Genomic DNA, 21,264 nt, shown 5'->3' with positions numbered 1-21,264 from the left:
TCCACCTGGACGGCGCCCCGGCGCTGCTGGAACTGCCCAGCGACCACCCGCGCCCCCAGGTGCAAAGCTACCAAGGCGCCGCGCTGGCCCTGCAACTGCCCGCGCCGCTGAGCAGCCGCTTGCGCCGTTTCAGCCAGCAACAGGGCCTGACCCCGTTCATGACCCTGCTCGGCGCCTGGTCGATCCTGCTCTCGCGCCTGAGCAACCAGCCGCAGGTGGTGGTCGGCACACCGGTCGCCAACCGCCCACGCCGGGAAACCGAGGCGTTGATCGGCTTCTTCGTCAACACCCTGGCCCTGCGCATCGACGTCCAGGCCCACAGCCGCGTCGACCAGTTGCTGGAGCAGATCAAGGCCACCACCCTCGACGCCTACAGCCACCAGGACCTGCCATTCGAGCAAGTCGTCGAAGCCCTGCAACCGGAGCGCAGCCTCGGCCACAGCCCGCTGTTCCAGGCCATGCTGGTGCTGGGTAACACCCCCCGCGACCAGGCCTTGGAACTGCCTGGCCTGGGCCTGGCCCCACTGCCCCAGCCCACCGGCACCACCCAGTTCGACGTGAGCCTGTCCCTCAACGATGACGGCGACTGCATCAGCGGCCAGTTCGAATACGCTACCGACCTGTTCGACGAAAGCACCATCGCCCGTTGGGGCCAGCACTTGCTGCACCTGCTCGACGCCCTGCTCGACGATGCGACGCAGCCGCTGGCGACCCTGCCCTTGCTGGATGACGCGCAGCGCCAGCAACTGTTGGAAACCTTCAACCCGGCCAGTGCTGTTCTGGACGAAAGCCCGAGCCGCTTCCCTCACGTCGTGTTCGAGGCCCAGGCGAGCCTCACCCCGGACGCCGTGGCGCTGGTCTGCGCCGGGGAGACCCTGAGCTATGCCGAACTCAACGCCCAGGCCAACCGCGTCGCCCACGGTTTGATCGCACTGGGTGTGCAGCCCGACGACACCGTCGGCCTGTGCGCGCGCCGCGGCCCGCACATGCTGATCGGCCTGCTGGGTATCCTGAAAGCCGGCGCGGCCTATGTGCCGCTCGACCCGCAGTACCCCGCGCAACGGCTGGCCCACATGCTGGCCGACAGCAAGCCGCGGGCCCTGGTCCACCAACCCGGCCTGGACGAGTTACCGGTGCCACAAGGCCTGGCGACGCTGGAACTGGGCAGCGCGCCCCTGGCCCCCACCCACAACCCTCAGGTGAAGGGACTGGGTTTCAGTCACCTGGCCTACGTGATCTACACCTCCGGCTCCACCGGCTTGCCCAAAGGGGTGATGGTCGAACATCGCGGCTTGCGCAACCTGCTGGACTGGTACCTCGAGGACCTGGCTTTCCACGCCGGCGACGCGGTGCTGCTGGCGTCCTCCTACAACTTCGACCTGACCCAGAAAAACATCCTCGCACCGCTGATGGTCGGGGCCTCGCTGCACCTGGCCGCCGAACCCTTCAACCCCGAGGCCATCGTCGCCCAGGTCGCCGAGGCCGGGATTACCCACCTCAATATGTCGCCCAGCGCCTTCCACGCACTGGTGGACGCCGACCACGGGCAAGCCCTGGCCTGCCTGAAACGGGTGGTCCTGGGGGGCGAGCCGATCCAGGTCGCCATGCTGGAAAAACTCGCCCAGCCACGGCCGACGGTGATCAACAGCTACGGGCCGACCGAGTGCAGCGACGTGGTCGCCTGGTACACCGCCGACAGCGACCTTGAGACCTACCGGCACCAGTCGATCCCCATTGGCCGGCCAGTCCGAAACATGCAATTGCATGTGCTGGACGCCCACGGGCAACTGCTGCCAGTGGGCGTGCCCGGCGAGATCCATATCGGCGGTGTCGGTGTGGCCCGCGGTTACCTCAACCTGCCGCAACTCAGCGCCGAACGCTTCATCGCCGACCCGTTCTACGGCAAGGCCGACGCACGCCTGTACAAGACCGGCGACCTCGGCCGCTGGCTGCCTGACGGCACCTTGCAGTACCTGGGGCGCAATGACGATCAGGTGAAGATCCGCGGCCTGCGGGTCGAACTCGGGGAAATCGAAGCCGCCCTCGCCGCACTGGCGGGTGTACGCGAAGCCGCCGTCATCGCTCGCGAGCACTCGTCTGGCCAGCGTCTGGTTGCCTACCTGTGTGGCGAACCGGCCGCCGCCGGGCAATTGCGCACCGAACTGCTCAAGCGCCTGCCCGAGCACATGGTGCCCAGCGCCTTCGTCGTGCTCGACACCTTGCCGCTCACGCCCAATGGCAAGCTCGACCGCCGCGCCCTGCCCGAACCGGACCAGGACGCCTATGCCAGCCGGGCCTTCGAGGCGCCTGAGGGCCGCGTCGAACTGATCATTGCCGGGATCTGGCAAGCCCTGCTGGGTGTCGAGCGCATCGGGCGTCATGACGGCTTCTTCGAGCTGGGCGGCCATTCGCTGATGGCGGTCAGCCTGATCGAACGCCTGCGCGAACAAGGCTTGCACGCGGATGTCCGGGCGATCTTCAGCAGCACGTCCCTGGCCGAACTCGCCCAAGCCCTGACGAACGCCCCACAACCGGCGTTCCAGGCACCGGCCAATCGCATCCCGCCCGCGTGCACCGCCCTGACCCCGGACATGTTGCCGCTGGTGGAGCTGACCGCGGACCAACTCGAACGTATCGTCGGCGCCGTACCTGGCGGTGCCGCGAACATCCAGGACATCTACCCCCTGGCACCGCTGCAACAGGGCATCCTGTTCCATCACCTGCTGGGGCACGAAGGCGACGCCTACCTGGTGCGCTCGATGCTGCAGTTCGACAACCGCCAGCGCCTCGATGCCTTCACCGCCGCCTTGCAGCAGGTGATCGATCGCCACGACATCCTGCGCACCTGCGTGCATTGGGACGGTTTGCCTCAACCGGTGCAGGTCGTACAGCGCCAGGCGCGCTTGCCGGTGCACAGTGTTTCCCTCGACAGCCACAAGGACCCGCTCAGCCAGCTCGAAGCCCTGAGCGATCCGCGGCAACTGCGACTGGATCTGCGCCAGGCGCCGCTGATGCGTGCCTGCATCGCCCAGGACCCGCATTCCGAGCGCTGGATGCTGGCGCTGCTCAACCACCACATGGCCAGCGACCACGTGACCTTGGAAATCGTCCTGGAAGAAATCCACGCGATCCTCCATGACCAAGGCGAACGCCTGGCGGCACCGCAACCCTATCGTGACTTCATTGCCCAGGCCCAGGCCGTCCCCGCCGACGTCCACGAAGCCTATTTCAGCCGCCGCCTGGCCGATGTGGATGCACCCACCGCGCCCTTCGATCTGCTGGAGGTACAAGGCGACGGCCGTCACATCGAGGAAGCCAATGTGACCTTGAGCGTCGAGCTCAACCTGCGTCTGCGAGCCCTGGCCCGGGAGCGGGGCATCACCCCGGCGACGCTGTTCCATGTCGCCTGGGCGCAGGTGCTGGCCCGCTGCACCTGCCGCGATGATGTGGTGTTCGGGACCGTGGTCGCCGGTCGCCTGCAAGGCTCGGCCGGGGCCGAACGGGCCTTGGGCGTGTTCATCAACACGCTGCCAGTGCGCGTACCACTGACCGCCGGCGCCCACGAACAGGTGCTGGCCACTCATCGAGACCTGGTCGAACTGCTGACCCACGAACAGGCCTCCCTGGCCCTGGCCCAACGTTGCAGTGGCGTGCCCAGTGCCTTGCCGCTGTTCACCACCTTGCTCAACTATCGGCACCAGCGCGACGACAGCCAACTGCAATGGCCCGGCATGCGCATCCTGGACAGCGCCGAGCGGACCAATTACCCGTTGACCCTGTCGGTCAACGACTACGGCGATGCCCTGGGCCTGACCGTGCAAAGCGTGCAGGCAGTGGACCCGCAGCGCATCTGCGCCCTGATGCAACGGGCGCTGGAGCAACTGGCCCAGGCTTTGATGTACACGCCTCGGGTTCCACTCACGCAGCTGGACGTGCTGCCTGCCCAGGAGCGCACCCTGCTGCTGGACACCTTTAACCAGACCGAGGTGGATTACCCGACTGGCCTGTGCATTCAACAGCTGTTCGAAGAACAGGTTCGCCGCACGCCAAACGCTTGTGCATCCCTCGACGGCCGCCAATCCCTCAGTTATGCCGAGCTCAACGCCCAGGCCAATGGCCTCGCCCAGCAGTTGATCGCGGCTGGAGTCTTGCCGGGGGACCTGGTGGCCATCTGCGTCGAACGCGGCGTGGCGATGATCAGTGGCTTGTTGGGAATCCTGAAGGCCGGGGGCGCCTACGTGCCGCTGGATCCGACCTACCCCGCCGAGCGCCTGGCCTCGATTATCGAGGACGCCAGGCCGCGCCTGTTACTGGCCGACCCGGTCGGTCGCGCGGCCGTGGGCACATTGCAGGAAGGCACTCGCTACCTGGCCATCGAACGGGCGCTGGCGACACCGTCGAATAGCCGCGATCCCCAACCCGATAGCGTCGGCCTGACGCCTGAGCACCTGGCCTATGTGATCTACACCTCCGGCTCCACCGGCAAGCCCAAGGGCGTGATGATCGAGCACCGCAACCTGGTGACCTCGACACTGGCCCGGGGCACGGTGTATGGACCGGCGACCGGCAAGCGCTTCCTGCTCTTGTCGTCGATTGCCTTCGACAGTTCCGTGGCCGGGATCTTCGGCACGCTGGTCAGTGGCGGCACCTTGTGCATCCCGGATGCCGAAACCGCCCGCGACCCCGAGGCCATCGCCCGCTTCATTGGCGAACAGGCCGTCACTTCGCTGCTGTGTGTGCCGTCCCTGGGCCGCCTGGTGCTGGCAAGCCTTGCCAGCGGTAACGGGCACGGCAGCCTGCAAGAGATGATCGTCGCCGGCGAAGCCTGTCCCGCGCAGTTGGTGCAGGCATGTACCGCCCTGGAGCCGGCGATCACTTTGTACAACGAGTACGGCCCCACCGAAGCCACCGTCTGGACCACGGTGCATCGCTGCACCGCCGCGGACCTGGGCACGGTGCCCATCGGGCGGGCGATTCCCAACAGCCGCCTGTACGTGCTCGATGAACAGCGCCAGCCGGTACCGTTCGGCGTGCCGGGCGAACTCTACGTGGGCGGCGCAGGGGTTGCCCGCGGCTACCTGGACCGGGCGGCACTGAACGCCGAACACTTCCTCAGCGACCCGTTCGCCCCGGGCGACGAGCCACGGATGTACCGCACCGGCGACCTGGTGCGCCTGCGCGCCGATGGGGTAATCGAATTCCTCGGGCGTAACGACCAGCAGGTCAAGATCCGCGGTTTCCGTATCGAGCCCGGTGAAATCGAGGCGCTGATGCTGACCCTGCCGGGGGTGCGCGAGGCCGCGGTTATCGCTCGCGAAGACACCCCGGGGGCGACGCGCCTGGTGGCTTACCTGAGCGTCGAGCCGCACCTGGCTGGCCGTAATGCCAGCAGCACGCTACGGCCTTACCTGACTTCGCAGTTGCCGGACTACATGGTCCCGGCGGCGTTCGTGGTGGTCGAGCGGTTGCCGTTGAGCCCCAATGGCAAGCTGGACCGGCGCGCCCTGCCCGCGCCCGGCAATGAAGACTTTGCCCGTCGCCAGTACGAAGCGCCCAACGGTGAAACCGAGACGCTGCTGGCACAGCTCTGGGCCGACTTGCTGGGCCTGGAACGGATCGGCCGGCACGACGACTTCTTCGAACTCGGCGGTCACTCGCTGCTGGCGGTGCAAGTCACGCTCCGGGCGCGGGAAATCTTCGGCGTCGAAATGCCGCTCAGGGGCGTGTTCGAACACCCCTCGCTGCTGGCCCTGGCCGACCTGATCAACACCCTGCAACTGGCGCAATACGAGTCAGATGATTTGCTCGACCTGCAACAAGAAATGGCTTCGCTGTCTGAAAGCGAACTGCTCGCTATCGTCTCCAAGGATGCTTAATAAATTGAACGAACATAACGATAGTCTCGACCAGTTGAAACGTGCCGCCCTGCTGCGACTGCTCAAGCAACGTGGCGCGACGCGCGTCATCGAAACCGTTGCCGACGACATGCCCTGCGTCGACCGCACCGCGCCGTTGGCGCTGTCCTTCGCCCAGCAGCGGCTGTGGTTTCTCGACCAGTTGGACCCGACCGCCAGCGCCGCCTACCACATACCCGCCTCGTTGTTGCTGCAAGGTGCCCTCGACCAGGCCGCCCTCACGGCCGCCCTCGATCGCCTGGTGGCGCGGCATGAAAGTCTGCGCACCACTTTCCGCCGCGAGGGCGAACAGCCGGTGCAAGTCATCGCCCCGGCCGATTGCGGCTTCAGCCTCGTGACCCATGACTTGCGACACCTGCCCCGGGACCAAGCCGCAACCGAGGCCGCCCACCTGAGCGAAAACGCCGCCGCGGCGCCGTTCGACCTGCTGCGCGGGCCGTTGATCCGCGGCACCCTGCTCCGCCTGGCCGACGATGAGCACAGGCTGCTGATCACCCAGCACCACATCATCTCCGACGGCTGGTCCATTGGCATCCTGGTCAAGGAATTCGCGAGCTTGTATCAGGCATTCAGCGCCGGGCAGCCCGACCCGCTGCCGCCGCTGACCCGGCAGTACGCCGACTACGCGGCCTGGCAGCGCCAGCACCTGGAAGGCGAGCGCCTGGAGCGACAAGTGGAATTCTGGCGCGCCCACCTGGCCGGTGCCCCGGCGCTGCTTTCATTGCCGACCGACCGGGCGCGCCCGGCGGTCCAGAGCTACCGCGGCGAAACCCTGGGCTTCGACCTGCCGGCGTCGTTGTCCGCCGCCATCGTCCAGTTCGCCCAGTCCCGCGCCGCGACGCCGTTCATGACCTTGATGGCTGCCTGGGCGGTCTTGCTGGCCCGCATCAGCGGTCAACAGGACCTGGTGATCGGTACCGTCGCCGCCAACCGCGACCGCCACGACGTACAGGCGCTGATCGGGTTCTTCGTCAACACCCTGGCCCTGCGCGTGCGCCTGGAAGCCAACCCGACCCTTGACCAGGTACTGCAGCAGGTCAAGCAATTGATGCTGGAATCCTCCACCCAGCAGGACACCCCATTCGAACTGGTGGTCGAGGCCCTCAAGCCTGCGCGCAGCGCCAGCTACAGCCCCGTGTTCCAGACCATGCTCTACACCAATGCCGCCGGTGCCGGGGGCCAGTTGCAGTTGCCGGGGCTGAACCTGGAGTTCCTGCCCTCGCGCAAGGACAACACCCAGCACGACCTGTCCCTGCACATCGACGAAGGCGGCCCGAGCCTGTCCTGCAGCCTGTCGTATTCCACCGCGCTGTTCGACGCCGCCACCATCGAACGCCTCGCCGCGCGCTTCGAGCGCCTGTTGCACTGCTTTACCGACGCCCCCGACACCCGTATCGGAGCCCTGGAACTGGACCCGCCCCAAGCCTTGCCCGAGGTCACCGCACAAGTCTCCGGGCCAGGACAGACCCCGCTGTCCTATCACCAGGAGCGGCTGTGGTTCGTCGATACCTTCGAAACCGGCTACCTGTACGACGCCAATCCGGTCTATCACAACATTGCGTTGCTGCTGGAGTTGACCGGTGAGATCAATCACCCGGCCCTGCAAACCGCCCTCGACGGCTTGCTGGCCCGCCACGACATCCTGCGCTGCCGGGTATTGAGCGACGGTAGCCGGGCCTGGCAACACTTCGACGGCCCGGCCAGCCTGACGCTCGAACTGATCCAGGGCAACCCCGACGACTTGCCGGGCCAGGCCCTGGCCGCGACCCGTCGCCCGTTGAACATGGACGGCGGCAGCCTGGTACGGGCCAGCCTGGTACGGGCAAGCGATCAGCATGGGATCCTGGCCATCGCCGTGCACCATCTGCTGGCCGACCGCAGCGCCATGCAGTTGCTCAAGCGCGACCTGCTGGCCCTCTACGAAGCCGCCTGCGCCGAGCGCAGCGCCGACCTGCCGGCATTGCCGCTGGGCTATGGCGACTTTGCCGCCTGGCAACGCAACCTGCCAGCCACCGCGCTGGAAAACCTGCGGGCCTATTGGGCCTATCAACTGCGCGGCAAGCTGCAAGCCCTGGAGCTGCCCCTGAATCGACCCCGGGCGGCGGTGCATGTGTTTGCCGAAGCCACCCACGGTTTCACCCTCGAACCGGCGCTGGCGCGGCGCCTCGAAGCACTGGCCCGGGAAGTCGGCGTGAGCAGCGACAGCCTGGCCCTGAGCGCATTCACCGCCCTGTTGCGCCGCTACGCCGGCCACGATGAACTGGTGATCGGCACCACGGCCGCCTGCCGTGAGCCGGCCTTGCGGGATGTCGTCGGGCCGCTGGACAATCTGCTGGTCATGCGTGGCCTGTGCGACAGCGACACCACTTTGCAACAGCTTTGGGAGCAGACCGCCAACAACCTGACCGAGGGCCTGCGCCACCGGCACATGCAGTTCGACCAATTGGTGCTGGCCCTCAACCCGGCCAAGGACATGAGCCGCACCGCGCTGTTCGACGTGCTCTTCAATTTCCAGCGCACCACCGACCACGACACGCTGGTGGCGGGCCTGGCGGTCAATACCCTGGAAACCAACCTGGGTTATGGCAAGAACGACCTGCACCTGCTGATCACGGCCGATGAATCACACTGGGCCGGACACCTGGCGTACAACGCGGAATTCTTCGACACCGAATTCATCCAGCAGCTGATGCGCCATTACGTGCGCCTGCTGGAAGCTTTTGTCGAGGATTCGCAGCAGCGGGTCGACGACGTCCCGCTGCTGGATGCCGCCGAACGCCAGCGACAGATCCTCGACTTCAACGACAGCGAAGCGGCCTGGCCCGAGACCCTGACCCTGCATCAGCTCTTCGAAGAACAGGTGCGTCAGTACCCGGACCGCATCGCGGTCAATCTGGGCCTGGAGCGCCTGAGCTATCGACAGCTCAACGAACAGGCCAACCGCCTCGCCCACCGCCTGCGAGCGGCCGGCGTGCAGCCCCAGGAACTGGTGGCCATCGCCCTGGATCGCTCGGTACAGATGATCGTCGCCACCCTGGCGGTGCTCAAGGCCGGCGGTGCCTACGTGCCCATCGACCCGAACTCGCCCCAGGAGCGCATCGCCTATGTGCTGCGCGACAGCGGCGCCCGCAAGGCCATCGCCCGCCAGGACATGAGTCCGGCGCTGCAGGCCCTCGGCATCGAAGTCTTCGATGCCGTCACGGACAGCGGCGTCAGCGCCGCCAACCTGCCCAACTTCAGTGCCGCGGACCACCTCTGCTACGTGATCTACACCTCAGGCTCCACCGGGGAACCCAAAGGTGCGTTGCTCGAACACCGCAACGTCGTGCGCCTGCTGCACAACAATCGACTGGACTTCCAGTTCAGCGCCGACGATGTCTGGTCGCTGTTCCACTCCAATGCCTTCGATTTCTCGGTCTGGGAAATCTTCGGCGCCCTGCTCTACGGCGCACGCCTGAGCCTGGTGCCCGAGGCCCTGCGCCGCGATCCGGTGGAACTGCTGGGTTTCCTTGAAAGCGAACAGGTGACGGTGCTGAACCAGACACCGTCGGCGTTCCTGCAACTGAGCGCCGCAGCCCTGGCGACGCCGCAGATGGGCCTGGAACATTTGCGCTATGTGATTTTCGGCGGGGAAAGCCTGGAACTGGGCAAGCTCGACGCCTTCCACCGTGCCTTCGGGCATGTGGCGCTGGTGAACATGTACGGCATCACCGAAACCTGCGTGCACGTGACCTACAAGGCCATTGGCGCGGCGGACATCGCCGCCGGCGTCTCCAATGTCGGGCGGCCGATTCCGACCACCGTGGCCTACGTGCTCGACGCCCGTCAACGGCTGCTGCCGGTGGGTGTGGCCGGTGAAATCTGCGTCGGCGGGCTGGGTGTGGGCCGTGGCTACCTGAACCGTCCGGCCTTGAGCGCCGAACGCTTCATTAGCGACCCGTTCCGGCCCGGCGAGCGGCTGTATCGCTCAGGAGACCTGGGCAAGCTGCTGGACAATGGTGAAATCGTTCACCTGGGCCGGATCGACGCCCAAGTGAAGATTCGCGGTTTCCGCATCGAACTGGGGGAGATCGAAGCCAAGCTGCTGGCCTGTGACTGCGTGCGTGAAGCGCGGGTATTGGCCCGCGAGGACGCGAGCCAAGGCAAGCGCCTGATCGCCTACCTGATCCCTGAGACGGGCGCGGTGCTGCAAGTGGCGGCATTGCGCAAGCAGTTGGGGGCGACCCTGCCCGACTACATGATTCCGAGTGCCTTTGTCAGTCTGCAGGCCTACCCGCTCACCGCCAACGGCAAGCTGGACCAGGACGCACTGCCGGCCCCGGACCTGGACGCCATGTCCGAGCGCGGTTATGCCGCGCCCGAAGGTGCCGTCGAAGTGGCCCTGGCGCAGATTTTCCAAGAGTTGCTGGGTCTGGAACGCGTGGGCCGCAGTGACAGCTTCTTTGAATTGGGCGGGCACTCGCTGCTGGCCGCGCAACTGGTTTCCCGGGTGCGGCAACAGTTGGGCGGCGAACTGATGCTGCGTGAACTGTTCAGTCATCCCACCGTGGAGGAACTGGCGCGGGTCGTCGGCGACCTGCAAACCGTCAGCACCGAGACCATCGGCATCGCCGACCGCACCGCACCATTGGCGCTGTCGTTTTCCCAGCAACGCCTGTGGTTTCTCGACCAACTCGATGCAAACGCCAGCACCGCTTACCACATGCCCGCGTCGTTGCTGCTGCGCGGCGATCTCGACCACGCCGTGCTCAAGGCTGTCCTCGACCGCTTGGTGGCGCGTCACGAAAGCCTGCGGACCACCTTCGATCGTCATGGCGAACAACCGGTGCAGATCATTGCCCCGGCAGACTGCGGCTTTGCCTTGGCCGAGCAGGATTTGCGCAGCCTGCCTTATGAGCAGGCCAGCATCAGCGCCTCTCGCATCGCCGACAGCGAGGCCGCGGCGCCGTTCGATCTGCGCCAGGGGCCGCTGATTCGTGGGCGGCTGTTGCGCCTGGCCGACGACGAACACATTCTGCTCATCACCCAGCATCACATCATCTCCGACGGTTGGTCGATGGGTGTCCTGGTCAAGGAGTTCGCCGCTCTTTATCGGGCCTTCAGTCAACACCAGGCCGATCCGCTGCCCGCGCTGTCGATTCAATATGCCGATTACGCCGCCTGGCAGCGCCAGGTCCTCGACAGCGAGCGCTTGAGCGACCAGGCCGACTTCTGGCGTGAGCAGCTTGGCGGCGCGCCGGCGCTGTTGTCCTTGCCCACCGATCGCCCGCGCCCGGCGGTACAAAGCTACCGGGGTGGCGACGTCAAGGTGAACATCGCTGCGCCGTTGCGCGAACGCCTGGAACGTTTTTGCCAGGCACACAACGTTACCCTGTTCATGGCGTTGCTCAGTGCCTGGTCGGTCCTCATGGCACGCCTGGGCAACGAACCAGACGTCGTGATCGGCGTACCGACGGCCAACCGTGGCCGCACCGAAACCGAAAACCTGATCGGCTTCTTCGTCAACACCCTGGCCCTGCGGGTAGACCTTGGGCAAAACCCGAGCGTGGCGCAGTTGCTGGAGCAGATCAAACAAACCGCCCTGGCGGCCCACGAACATCAGGACATTCCTTTCGAGCAAGTCATCGAAGCCTTGCAACCACCGCGCTCCCTGAGCCACAACCCGCTGTGCCAGGTCGCCCTGTCGCTCAACAATACCCCTGGCGGCGTTGAACTGAGCCTGCCCGGCCTGACCCTGGTCCCCGTGGCCCAGGCCCATGAAACCTCGCAGTTCGACCTGATGCTGACACTGGACGATGACGGTGGCACGCTGGGCGGCGTGATCGAATACGCCAGCGACCTGTTCGACCATCGCACCGTGGAACGCTTCGCCCAGCACTTCCAGACCCTGCTTGAGGCCATGATCGAGGACCCCGCACAGCCGGTGCTCGCCCTGCCGCTGCTCACCCCGGCACAGCGCCAGGCCTCACCGGCGACGCTGCCGCCCAAAGCCGTGTTCGCGGCGCAACTGCTGATTCATCAACGCTTCGAACAGGTCGCCGCCGCCCAGCCCCACGCCACCGCCCTGGTCCTGGGCGAACGCGAACTGAGCTATCAGGCACTCAACCGCCGCGCCAACCGCATCGCCCGTGAACTGCTCGCCCAAGGCGTACGGCCCGATGACCGGGTAGCGATCCTGGCCCGCCGCGGGGTGGAAATGGTCTGCGCGGTGCTGGCCGTGCTCAAGGCCGGTGCCGCCTACGTGCCACTGGATCCGGCCTACCCCAGCGAACGCCTCGGCTACCTGCTCGACGACAGCACCCCGGTGGCCTTGCTGGCCCAGCCTGACTGCCTCGCCGTGCTGCCCGAGCATGCCGTGCCGGTGGTGCACCTCAAGGATTACGTCGCCACAGACGACCTGACAGACGTGTCCCTGGACCACAACCTTGAAGCCAGGGCGCTGGGCCTGACGCCGCGGCACCTGGCCTACGTCATCTACACCTCGGGGTCCACCGGGCTGCCCAAGGGCGTGCTGGTGGAGCACGGCAATGTCGCACGGCTGTTCGATGCCACCGCCGGGTTGTTCGACTTCGACCAAAACGACGTGTGGACGCTGTTCCACTCCTTTGCCTTTGACTTCTCGGTCTGGGAAATCTGGGGCGCATTGAGTTACGGCGGCAAGTTGGTGATCGTCCCGAGCGACGTGGCCCGTTCCCCCGATGATTTCTATGCCCTGGTCTGCCAGCAGCGCGTCACGATCCTGAACCAGACGCCGAGCGCCTTCCGCCAGTTCATCGAGGCCCGCGAGCGCAGCGACCAGGAGCATACCCTGCGCGAAGTGATCTTCGGCGGCGAAGCGCTGGATTTCCGCAGCCTGCGCCCCTGGACCGCACGCACAACGTTGGCCCGTACCCGTCTGGTCAATATGTACGGGATCACCGAAATCACTGTGCACGCCACTTACTACCCGATCAGCCAGGTGGAAATCGACACCGGCACGCCAAGCCTGATCGGCCCACCACTGCCTGACCTGTGCCTGCGTATTCTCGACGAGTACCGGCAACCGGTGCCGGTAGGGGTCAATGGCGAGATCTACATCGGCGGTGCCGGTGTGGCCCGGCATTACCTCAATCGCGACGTGCTGAATGCCGAACGGTTCATCCGCGATCCGTTCGCCGTGGAGCCCGGCGCAAGGTTGTATCGCACCGGCGACATCGCTCGCTACCGCGCCGATGGCGGCGTGGTCTACGTGGGCCGCAACGACTCGCAGATCAAGATCCGCGGCTTCCGTATCGAGCTGGGGGAAATCGAAGCGCAACTGCTCGATTGCGCCGATGTCCGCGAGGCGCTGGTGATCGTGCGTGAAGACCGCCCCGGCGACAAACGCCTGGTGGCCTACCTGATCGCCCATGAAGGGACTGCCCCGGACTCCTCGGCCTTGCGCAGCCAGCTGGCCAGCGTACTGGCCGAACATATGGTGCCCAGTGCTTTCGTGACCCTGGAGGCCTGGCCACTGACCACCAACGGTAAGCTCGACCGCGCAGCCCTGCCGACACCGGACTTGTCTGCCACCGCGAACCAGCACTACGAAGCACCGCTGGGGGAGATCGAAGTGATCCTGGCCAGCGCCTGGCAGACGTTGCTTGGGGTTGAACGAGTGGGCCGTCAGGATCACTTTTTCGAACTCGGCGGCCACTCGTTCCTGGTCATCAGCCTGATCGAGCACCTGCGTCAAGCGGGTTTGCAACTGGATGTGCGCACGGTCTTCTCTGCGCCGACACTCAAAGCCATGGCGGCCGTCCTCGCCGGTGGCGGCACCACCCAACAGGAGGTCCCCGCGAACCTGATCCCCGCCGATTGCACGGCGATCGTCCCAGAGATGTTGCCGCTGGTGACCCTGGGCCAACAGGAAATCGAGCAAATCGTCGCCGACGTCCCCGGTGGCACCGGCAATGTGCAAGACATCTACCCCCTGTCATCGTTGCAGGAAGGCATTCTGTTCCACCACTTGTTGCAGGCCGAAGGCGACGCCTACCTGATGCGTACCGTGGTGACGTTCGATCGTCGCCAGGTGCTCGACGACTTCCTGGCCGCCGTACAGGTGGTGATCGACCGCCACGACATCCTGCGTACCGCGTTGCGCTGGCACGGCTTGTCGCAGCCGGTGCAGGTCGTTCATCGCCAGGCGCAACTGCCCGTCATGACCTTGGACTGCTTGCCCGGCGAAGACGCCTTGCAGATTCTCCGGGACCATACGGACACGCATCATCTACGACTGGACCTGCAACGGGCCCCGTTGATCGCAGCGTACGTCATCTACGACGAGCCCCGGGCACAATGGCTGCTGGCATTGCTCGACCATCACTTGATCAGCGATAACGTGACCTTGCGCCTGATCATGCTGGAGATCCAGGCCGTCATGGCCGGCCAGGCCGACAGCCTGCCGCCGTCCCAGCCGTACCGAAACTTCATCGCCCAGGCCGCCAGCGTGTCCCAGGCCGGTCACGAAGCCTACTTCCGACGCTTGCTGGCCGATGTGGATGCCACCACCGCGCCTTATGGTGTGCTCGATGTACGGGGCAACGGTGCGGGGATCAAGCGTGCGGTGAAACACTTGAGCGACGATCTCAGCGCCCAGGTGTATCGAACCGCACGCACTCAAGGGGTCCCGACCTCGGTGCTGTTCCATGCGGCCTGGGGCCTGGTCGTCGCGGCCACCAGCGGGCGCGACGACGGGATTTTCGGCACGGTGTTGTCGGGGCGTTCCCAAGGTACCGCCGGGGCCGACCATGCACTGGGGATGTTCATCAACACCTTGCCGATGCGCATTCGCTTGCAGCAGAACACCGTCAGCGACATTGTCCGCGACGCCTACCAGCAGCTCAGTGAGCTACTGACCCACGAACAGGCATCCCTGGCCCTGGCCCAGCGTTGCAGTGCCGTGGATACCTCGCTGCCACTGTTCACCGTGATCCTCAACTGCCGCCATGGCGACCTGGTGAACGCGTCCGGGGAAAACGTCGCAGACATGGGCAGCCACGAAGGCATGCACTTCATCGCCTCCGAAACCCGCACCAATTACCCCATTGAAATTGCCGTGGCGAATGTGGGCAGCGGCTTCTCCCTGACCGCCCAATCCATCACCGGCATCGACCCGCAACGCATCGCCGCCTACCTCGCCCAGGCCGTCGCCGCGCTGGTCGAAGCCCTTGAACAAGCCCCCGAGCGCCTCGCCAGCGATCTGGACGTGCTCCCCGACACCGAGCGGCAATTGCTGCTGGCGGACTTCAACCACACCGCCACGGATTTCGGCACGGCGCAACCGATCCAGCACCTGTTCGAAGCCCAGGTCCAGGCCAACCCCGACGCCGTGGCCCTGGTCTGCGAAAACCAACAACTGACCTACCGCCAACTCAACCGTCGCGCCAACCACCTGGCTCGGCAGTTGCTCGAACTGGGCGTCGAACCCGATCAGCGCGTGGCGATCTGTGCCGAACGCAGCCTGGACATGATCGTCGGCCTGTTGGGCGTGCTCAAGGCTGGCGCGGCCTACGTGCCCATCGATCCGGCCCATCCGGCCGAGCGCATGGCGTTCATGCTCCAGGACAGTCAGCCTCGGGCACTGTTGACCCAATCGGCGCTCACCTTGCCATCCGGGGATCTACCGGTGTTCTTGCTCGATACCAGCGAATCGCTGCGAGCGGCGGACGATGCGACGCTCGATATGAACCCGCAGGTATCGGGCCTTACGGCCGAACATCTGGCCTATGTGATCTACACCTCCGGCTCCACCGGCCAGTCCAAGGGCGTGATGGTCGAGCACCGCTCGGTGTTCAACTTCTGGCAGGTGCTGACCCGCACCACCCACCAGCATTGCCCAGCCCCGGCCACCGTGGCGCTGAATGCCGGGTTCTTCTTCGACATGTCGATCAAGGGCATCGCGCAGCTGTTCTCCGGTCATCGGCTGGTGATCATCCCGCAACTGATCCGCGCCAGCGGCCACGAGTTGCTGGACTTCCTCGAACAGCATCAAGTGCATGCCTTCGACTCGACGCCGTCGCAGCTCGACACCCTGCTCACCGCCGGCCTGCTGGAACGCCAAAGCTACCAGCCCGTCAGCGTGCTGCTTGGCGGCGAGGCGATCAACGCCGCGACCTGGGAGAAACTGCGCAACTGCCCGAGCATCCGCTTCTACAACATGTACGGCCCGACCGAATGCACGGTGGACGCCACCATCGACCTGATCCGTGACCTGGGCGAGCGTCCGAGCATTGGTCGGCCGATTGCCAACGTCCAGGTGCACGTGCTCGACACCCACGGCCAACCTACGCCGTTGGGCGTGGCCGGTGAGCTGCACATCGGCGGCGCCGGCGTGGCCCGGGGTTACCTGAACCGGCCGGAGCTGAGCGCCGAACGTTTCATCGCTGACCCGTTCAGCCGCGAACCTGACGCACGGCTGTACAAGACCGGCGACCTCGGTCGCTGGCTGGCCGACGGTACGCTGGAATACCTGGGGCGCAATGACTTCCAGGTGAAGATTCGTGGGTTCCGTATCGAGTTGGGCGAGATTGAGAATGCCCTGGTGGCCTATCCAGGTATCCGCGAGGCCGTGGTCATTGCGCGGGATGACAGCCAGGGCGATTCGGACAGCAAGCGCCTGGTCGCCTATGTCTGCGGCGAACCGGTCCCAGCCGAGCAACTGCGCAGCGCGTTGCTGAGCGGCCTGCCCGAATACATGGTGCCCAGCGCGTTCGTACACCTCGATGCCCTGCCCCTGACCGCCAACGGCAAGCTCGACCGTCGCGCCCTGCCGGCGCCCGGCCAGGAATCCCTGGCCAGCAAAACCTATGAGGCGCCCCAGGGCGACACTGAAATCGCCATTGCCGAGATCTGGAAAGGATTGCTGCATCTGGATCAGGTTGGCCGTCACGACGGCTTCCTCGAGCTGGGCGGCCATTCGCTGCTCGCCGTACAGTTGCTCTCGCGACTGCGACGCAAGCTGGGTGCACGGGTGACCTTGCGCGAACTGTTCGACGCGCCGACCGTGCGTGGCCTCGCCGCCCTGGTGCACGCTGCATCGCCCACCGAGACTGTGTCGATTCCCTTGGCCAATCGCGCGGGACGACTGCCATTGTCCTTTTCGCAACAGCGGTTGTGGTTCCTCGATCATCTGGACCACGCGGCCGGTGCGGCCTATCACCTGCCCCTGGCCTTGAGCCTGAAGGGGGCGTTGGACAAGGCTGCGCTGCAAGCGACCCTCGACCGCCTGGTGGCGCGCCACGAAACCTTGCGCACGCGATTCGAATTGGTGGACGACGAACCACTGCAAAAAATCGCCCCGGCCGACTACGGTTTCCGCCTGGAGCAGCAGGACCTGCGTGCAATCGCCCCCGCTGAACGCCAGGCCACGCTAGAGCACCTCGGCCAGATCAACGCCACGCAGTTGTTCGACTTGCACAGCGGACCACTGATGCGCGGGCACCTGGTGCAAGTGGCCGATGACGAACATGTGCTGTTCATCACCTTGCATCACATCGTTTCCGATGGCTGGTCCAACAGCGTCCTGGCTCGCGAGGTCAGCGTGCTCTACAACGCCTTCACTCAAGGCCAGAAAGACCCGTTGCCGCCCCTGGCGCTGCAATACGTGGACTACGCCGCCTGGCAACGACAATCCCTTGAAGGCCCGGCGCTGCAAACCCAGATCGACTTCTGGCGGCAACACCTGGAAGGTGCGCCGGTGCTGCTGAACCTGCCGCTGGATCGTCCGCGCCCGGCGATACAGCGGTATACCGGTGGCATCATCGAGTGCAGCTTTTCGCCCGCCCTCAGCGCCGATCTGCGTGCATTCAGCCAGGCCCGGGGCACCACGTTGTTCATGGTGCTGCTGGCGGGCTGGTCAGTGTTGATGAGCCATCTGAGCGGCCAGGCAGATGTAGTGGTCGGCACGCCGGTGGCCAACCGTCAGCGTCCGGAGCTGGAGGCGTTGATCGGTTTCTTCGCCAACACCCTGGCGTTGAGAGTCTCCACCGAGCGTGATACCCGCATCGACGAGCTGCTGGGGAAAATCAAGGACCTGACCCTGGCCGCCTACAATCACCAGGACCTGCCCTTCGAACAGGTGGTGAGCGCCCTGCAACCGACTCGCAGCATGAGCCACAGCCCGTTGTTCCAGGTGATGCTGAGCCTGGACAACACGCCACCGGCACCGTTGCAGTTGCCCGGGCTCGAGGTGCAAACCCTGGCAAGCCCCCACAACACCACGCAGTTCGACCTGTCGCTGTCCCTGATCGACAATGGCGAACGCATCGCTGGCAGCCTGCAATACGCCAACGACCTGTTCGACCTGCACACCGTGCAGAACATCGCCGGATTGTTTGCCAAGGTCCTGGAAAACCTGGTGACCGACGCACAGCAATCCATCGGCCAGTTGTTGCATGACACGCCGCCGCTGGAGCGCTCGGCCACTGCCGTCGTCCAGCCCGTCATCGCTGAAGACGGTCCTGTGCCGCTGCCTTATGAAGCGCCTCAAGGGGATACCGAGGTCGCCATCGCGGCTCTCTGGCAGGACCTGTTCAAACAGGAACGGATCAGCCGCCACGACGACTTCTTCAGCCTCGGTGGCATTTCGCTGATGGCGGTGCAAATGGCCTCTCGCCTGCGCAAAGTCCTCGGTAAACAGATCGCCGTGCGGGACCTGTTCGTCGAGCCGACCATTGCCGGTTTCGCCAGGACCCTGGATGGCCAGTCCCGGCCCGGCGTCCAGCGCAATCTGGTGCCGATCCGCCGCACCGGCTCCCAGCGACCGCTGTATCTGGTCCATCCCCTGGGCGGTGAAGTGCAATATGCGCGGGACCTGGCGCCAACGCTCGATCCCCAGATACCGGTCTATGGCTTGGCCGCCAGTGGCTTGGTGGCGGGCGAGGCCCCGCTGTCCGATGTGCCGGCCATTGCAACGCGTTACCTGACGGCCATCCGCCAGGTCCAGCCGCAAGGTCCGTACCGGATCGCCGGGTGGTCGGCCGGTGGCCTGATCGCCTATGAAATGGCCCGTCAACTGCAGGCCGGCGGTGAGGCCATAGAGTTCCTCGGCATCATCGATACGTCGACCCGTCCGGACCCGGTGCCCGAGCCATCGATCAGTGAAGCGCAGTTCCTGATGGCCTGGCTACCCGAGGGGATCGACCCTGATCTGCTCCGGCAACTGACGGCGCTGGCGGAAGACTCTGCCATCGAGGCGATGCTGACACTGTGCATGACCCATCGCCTGCTACCGGAGGAGTTGCCCGATGACATCGACGCTGCCCTGCTGCGCACGCACTTGGGCGTTGCCTATGCCACGCGGCTGGCTATCGGCAGCTACGTCAGTCCGGCCAGCCCGCTCACGGTGTCGTTGTTCACTGCAAAAGATCAGCAACGCAGCGACCCGACCCTGGGCTGGCGTGCGTTGCTGCAGGATCAGGTGAACGTGACGGCCCTGCCCGGCACCCACAACACACTGGTCAAGGCGCCCCATGTAGCCCGGCTGGGCGAGGCGATTTCCCAGGCCTTGAAAACCGCCACGGTGTCATGACAGCCCCGGGCTGTCCCGCGAGCAATTCGCTGGGCAGCCCGAGGTGTGGAGGCTGATCCATCGTCATCGCGAGCAAGCTCGCTCCCACAGGGGATTCGAGGTGTTCACGGAGCTTGCATTCACCACAGGAAACCAAGGTGTTCATGAAGCCTGCATTCACCAAAGGAAACCAAGGTGTTCATGAAGCTTGAATTCACCACAGGCCCCCTTGTGGGAGCGAGCTTGCTCGCGATGACGGCGGCACAGCCGACATCGGCACACGCTGCCCCACCGCTTCGCGAGCAAGCCCCACAGGTTTCATCCCTGATCTGCGAGCCGGAATGTCCCCGTTTTCCGCTACAGACGTTTCCTACCTGCAACCGCTTAAATACCCCCTCGAGCTGAATCGTTTTTTGTGGATGGAGTCCACAGGCGATGTCCGGTCGCCCGCCGATCAGGACTGTTACCCACCGCACGATCACTCTAAAAAGGGAGCCTTATGCATGTGATCATTACGGCCATCGGCTCAGCCGGTGACGTTCACCCATTTATCGGGATCGGCCGCACCCTCGCCGCACGCGGGCATCGGATAACCTTTTGCGCCAGCGCGGCGTTCGCTCCGGTGATCGAGCGCTGTGGCTTCAAGTTCCTGCCTTTGGGTACCCGCGAGGAATATCAAGCGGTCATGGCTGACCCGGCGTTGTGGCATCCGCGCACGTCACTGCCCACCCTATGGAAAACCGTCGGCGGCACGTTGCGCGAACAGTATCGGCTGCTGGAGCAGGCGTGTGACGACGACACCGTCCTGCTGGGCTCGTTGTGGGCGTTTTCCGCGCGGCTGCTACAGGAAAGACACGGCATCCCACTGGTCACTGGCCAGGTCACACCCTTCGCCATCTGGTCGCCCCTCGCACGCCCCGTCCATCCACCTGGAACGAACCTGCCGGCCTTCGTACCGTATCCCTTGCGACGCCTGCTGCTGGGGGTCATCGAGCACACCTTCCTCGATCGGCTCATGAAGCCTGAGCTCAACGGTTTTCGCCGTGAATTGGGCTTGCCTGCGGTCAAACGCATCATCAGTCAGTGGATCTCCTCGCCCGACCGGGTATTGGGGTTGTTTCCGGACTGGTTTGCCCCGATCCAACAGGACTGGCCTGCCCAGACGGTACTGACCGGGTTCCCGTTATTCGATGAATCCGGCTTCGAGGCGCCAGACGCCGAGCTGGAGGACTTTTTGAATGCAGCCCCACCGGTGGTGTTCACCCCGGGTTCGACGACGGTCAATGCCGAACAGTATTTCGCCGCTGCGGCGAAAGCACTGAAGTTGATCGACCGCCGCGGCGTGTTCCTGACCAGCCAGCCGGTCGACCCGTCGTTGTCCAGCGACGGCAGGATCCTGGTAAGACCTTATGTTCCCATGAGCCGCATCCTGCCCCATACCTCGGCCCTGGTGCATCACGGAGGCGTCGGGACCACGGCCCTGGCAATCGCCGCCGGGGTGCCACAGATCGTCACCCCATTTGCCCACGACCATTTCGACAACGCCGCGCGAATGCAACGCCTGGGGTGCGGCTTGCAGGTGTTCGCGCCGGCCCCCGCCGAGTCACTGGCCACGGCCCTGGACACGGTGCTGAACAGCGCTGACGTGCGCGCCAGTTGTGAGCGCTACAGCAAGGCGATGGCCAGCGGTGACAGCGCCCGCGAAGCGGCAGCGCTGCAAATCGAGGCCATCGCCCACAGAGCCGCGACGTATCGCGTTGCGTAATCACGGATTGATTGGCGACTGACACAGCGCTGCCATTGGCCCGGCCAGAAGGCATC

3 protein-coding genes are annotated in these 21,264 nt (G+C 65.3%); all 3 read left to right on the top strand.

Translation table 11 applies throughout. From position 1 onward, the window contains the following. On the top strand, nt 1–5,876 hold a 5,876-nt coding region (locus IB266_RS07825; RefSeq protein ID WP_192260807.1), incomplete at its 5' end, for a non-ribosomal peptide synthetase. A 4-nt stretch (nt 5,877–5,880) separates the two neighbouring features. Further along, nucleotides 5,881–19,464 carry a non-ribosomal peptide synthetase gene (locus IB266_RS07820; RefSeq protein WP_192260806.1) on the top strand — a complete coding sequence of 4,528 codons (13,584 nt, stop codon included), beginning with the start codon at nt 5,881–5,883 and terminating at the stop codon, nt 19,462–19,464. A 478-nt stretch (nt 19,465–19,942) separates the two neighbouring features. After that, complete coding sequence (locus IB266_RS07815; RefSeq protein ID WP_192260805.1) at nt 19,943–21,208, top strand: glycosyltransferase; 1,266 nt, start codon at nt 19,943–19,945, stop codon at nt 21,206–21,208. Nucleotides 21,209–21,264: the final 56 nt, after the last annotated feature.

This window comes from Pseudomonas sp. Pdm06, from assembly GCF_014851795.1.
Lineage (GTDB): Bacteria > Pseudomonadota > Gammaproteobacteria > Pseudomonadales > Pseudomonadaceae > Aquipseudomonas > Aquipseudomonas fluorescens_AA.
This window is presented reverse-complemented; position numbering and strand designations above follow the sequence as displayed.

Coding starts and splice junctions, on each gene's coding strand:
- IB266_RS07815 (WP_192260805.1), top strand. CDS start 19,943: ATGCATGTGATCATTACGGCCATCGGCTCAGCCGGTGACGTTCACCCA.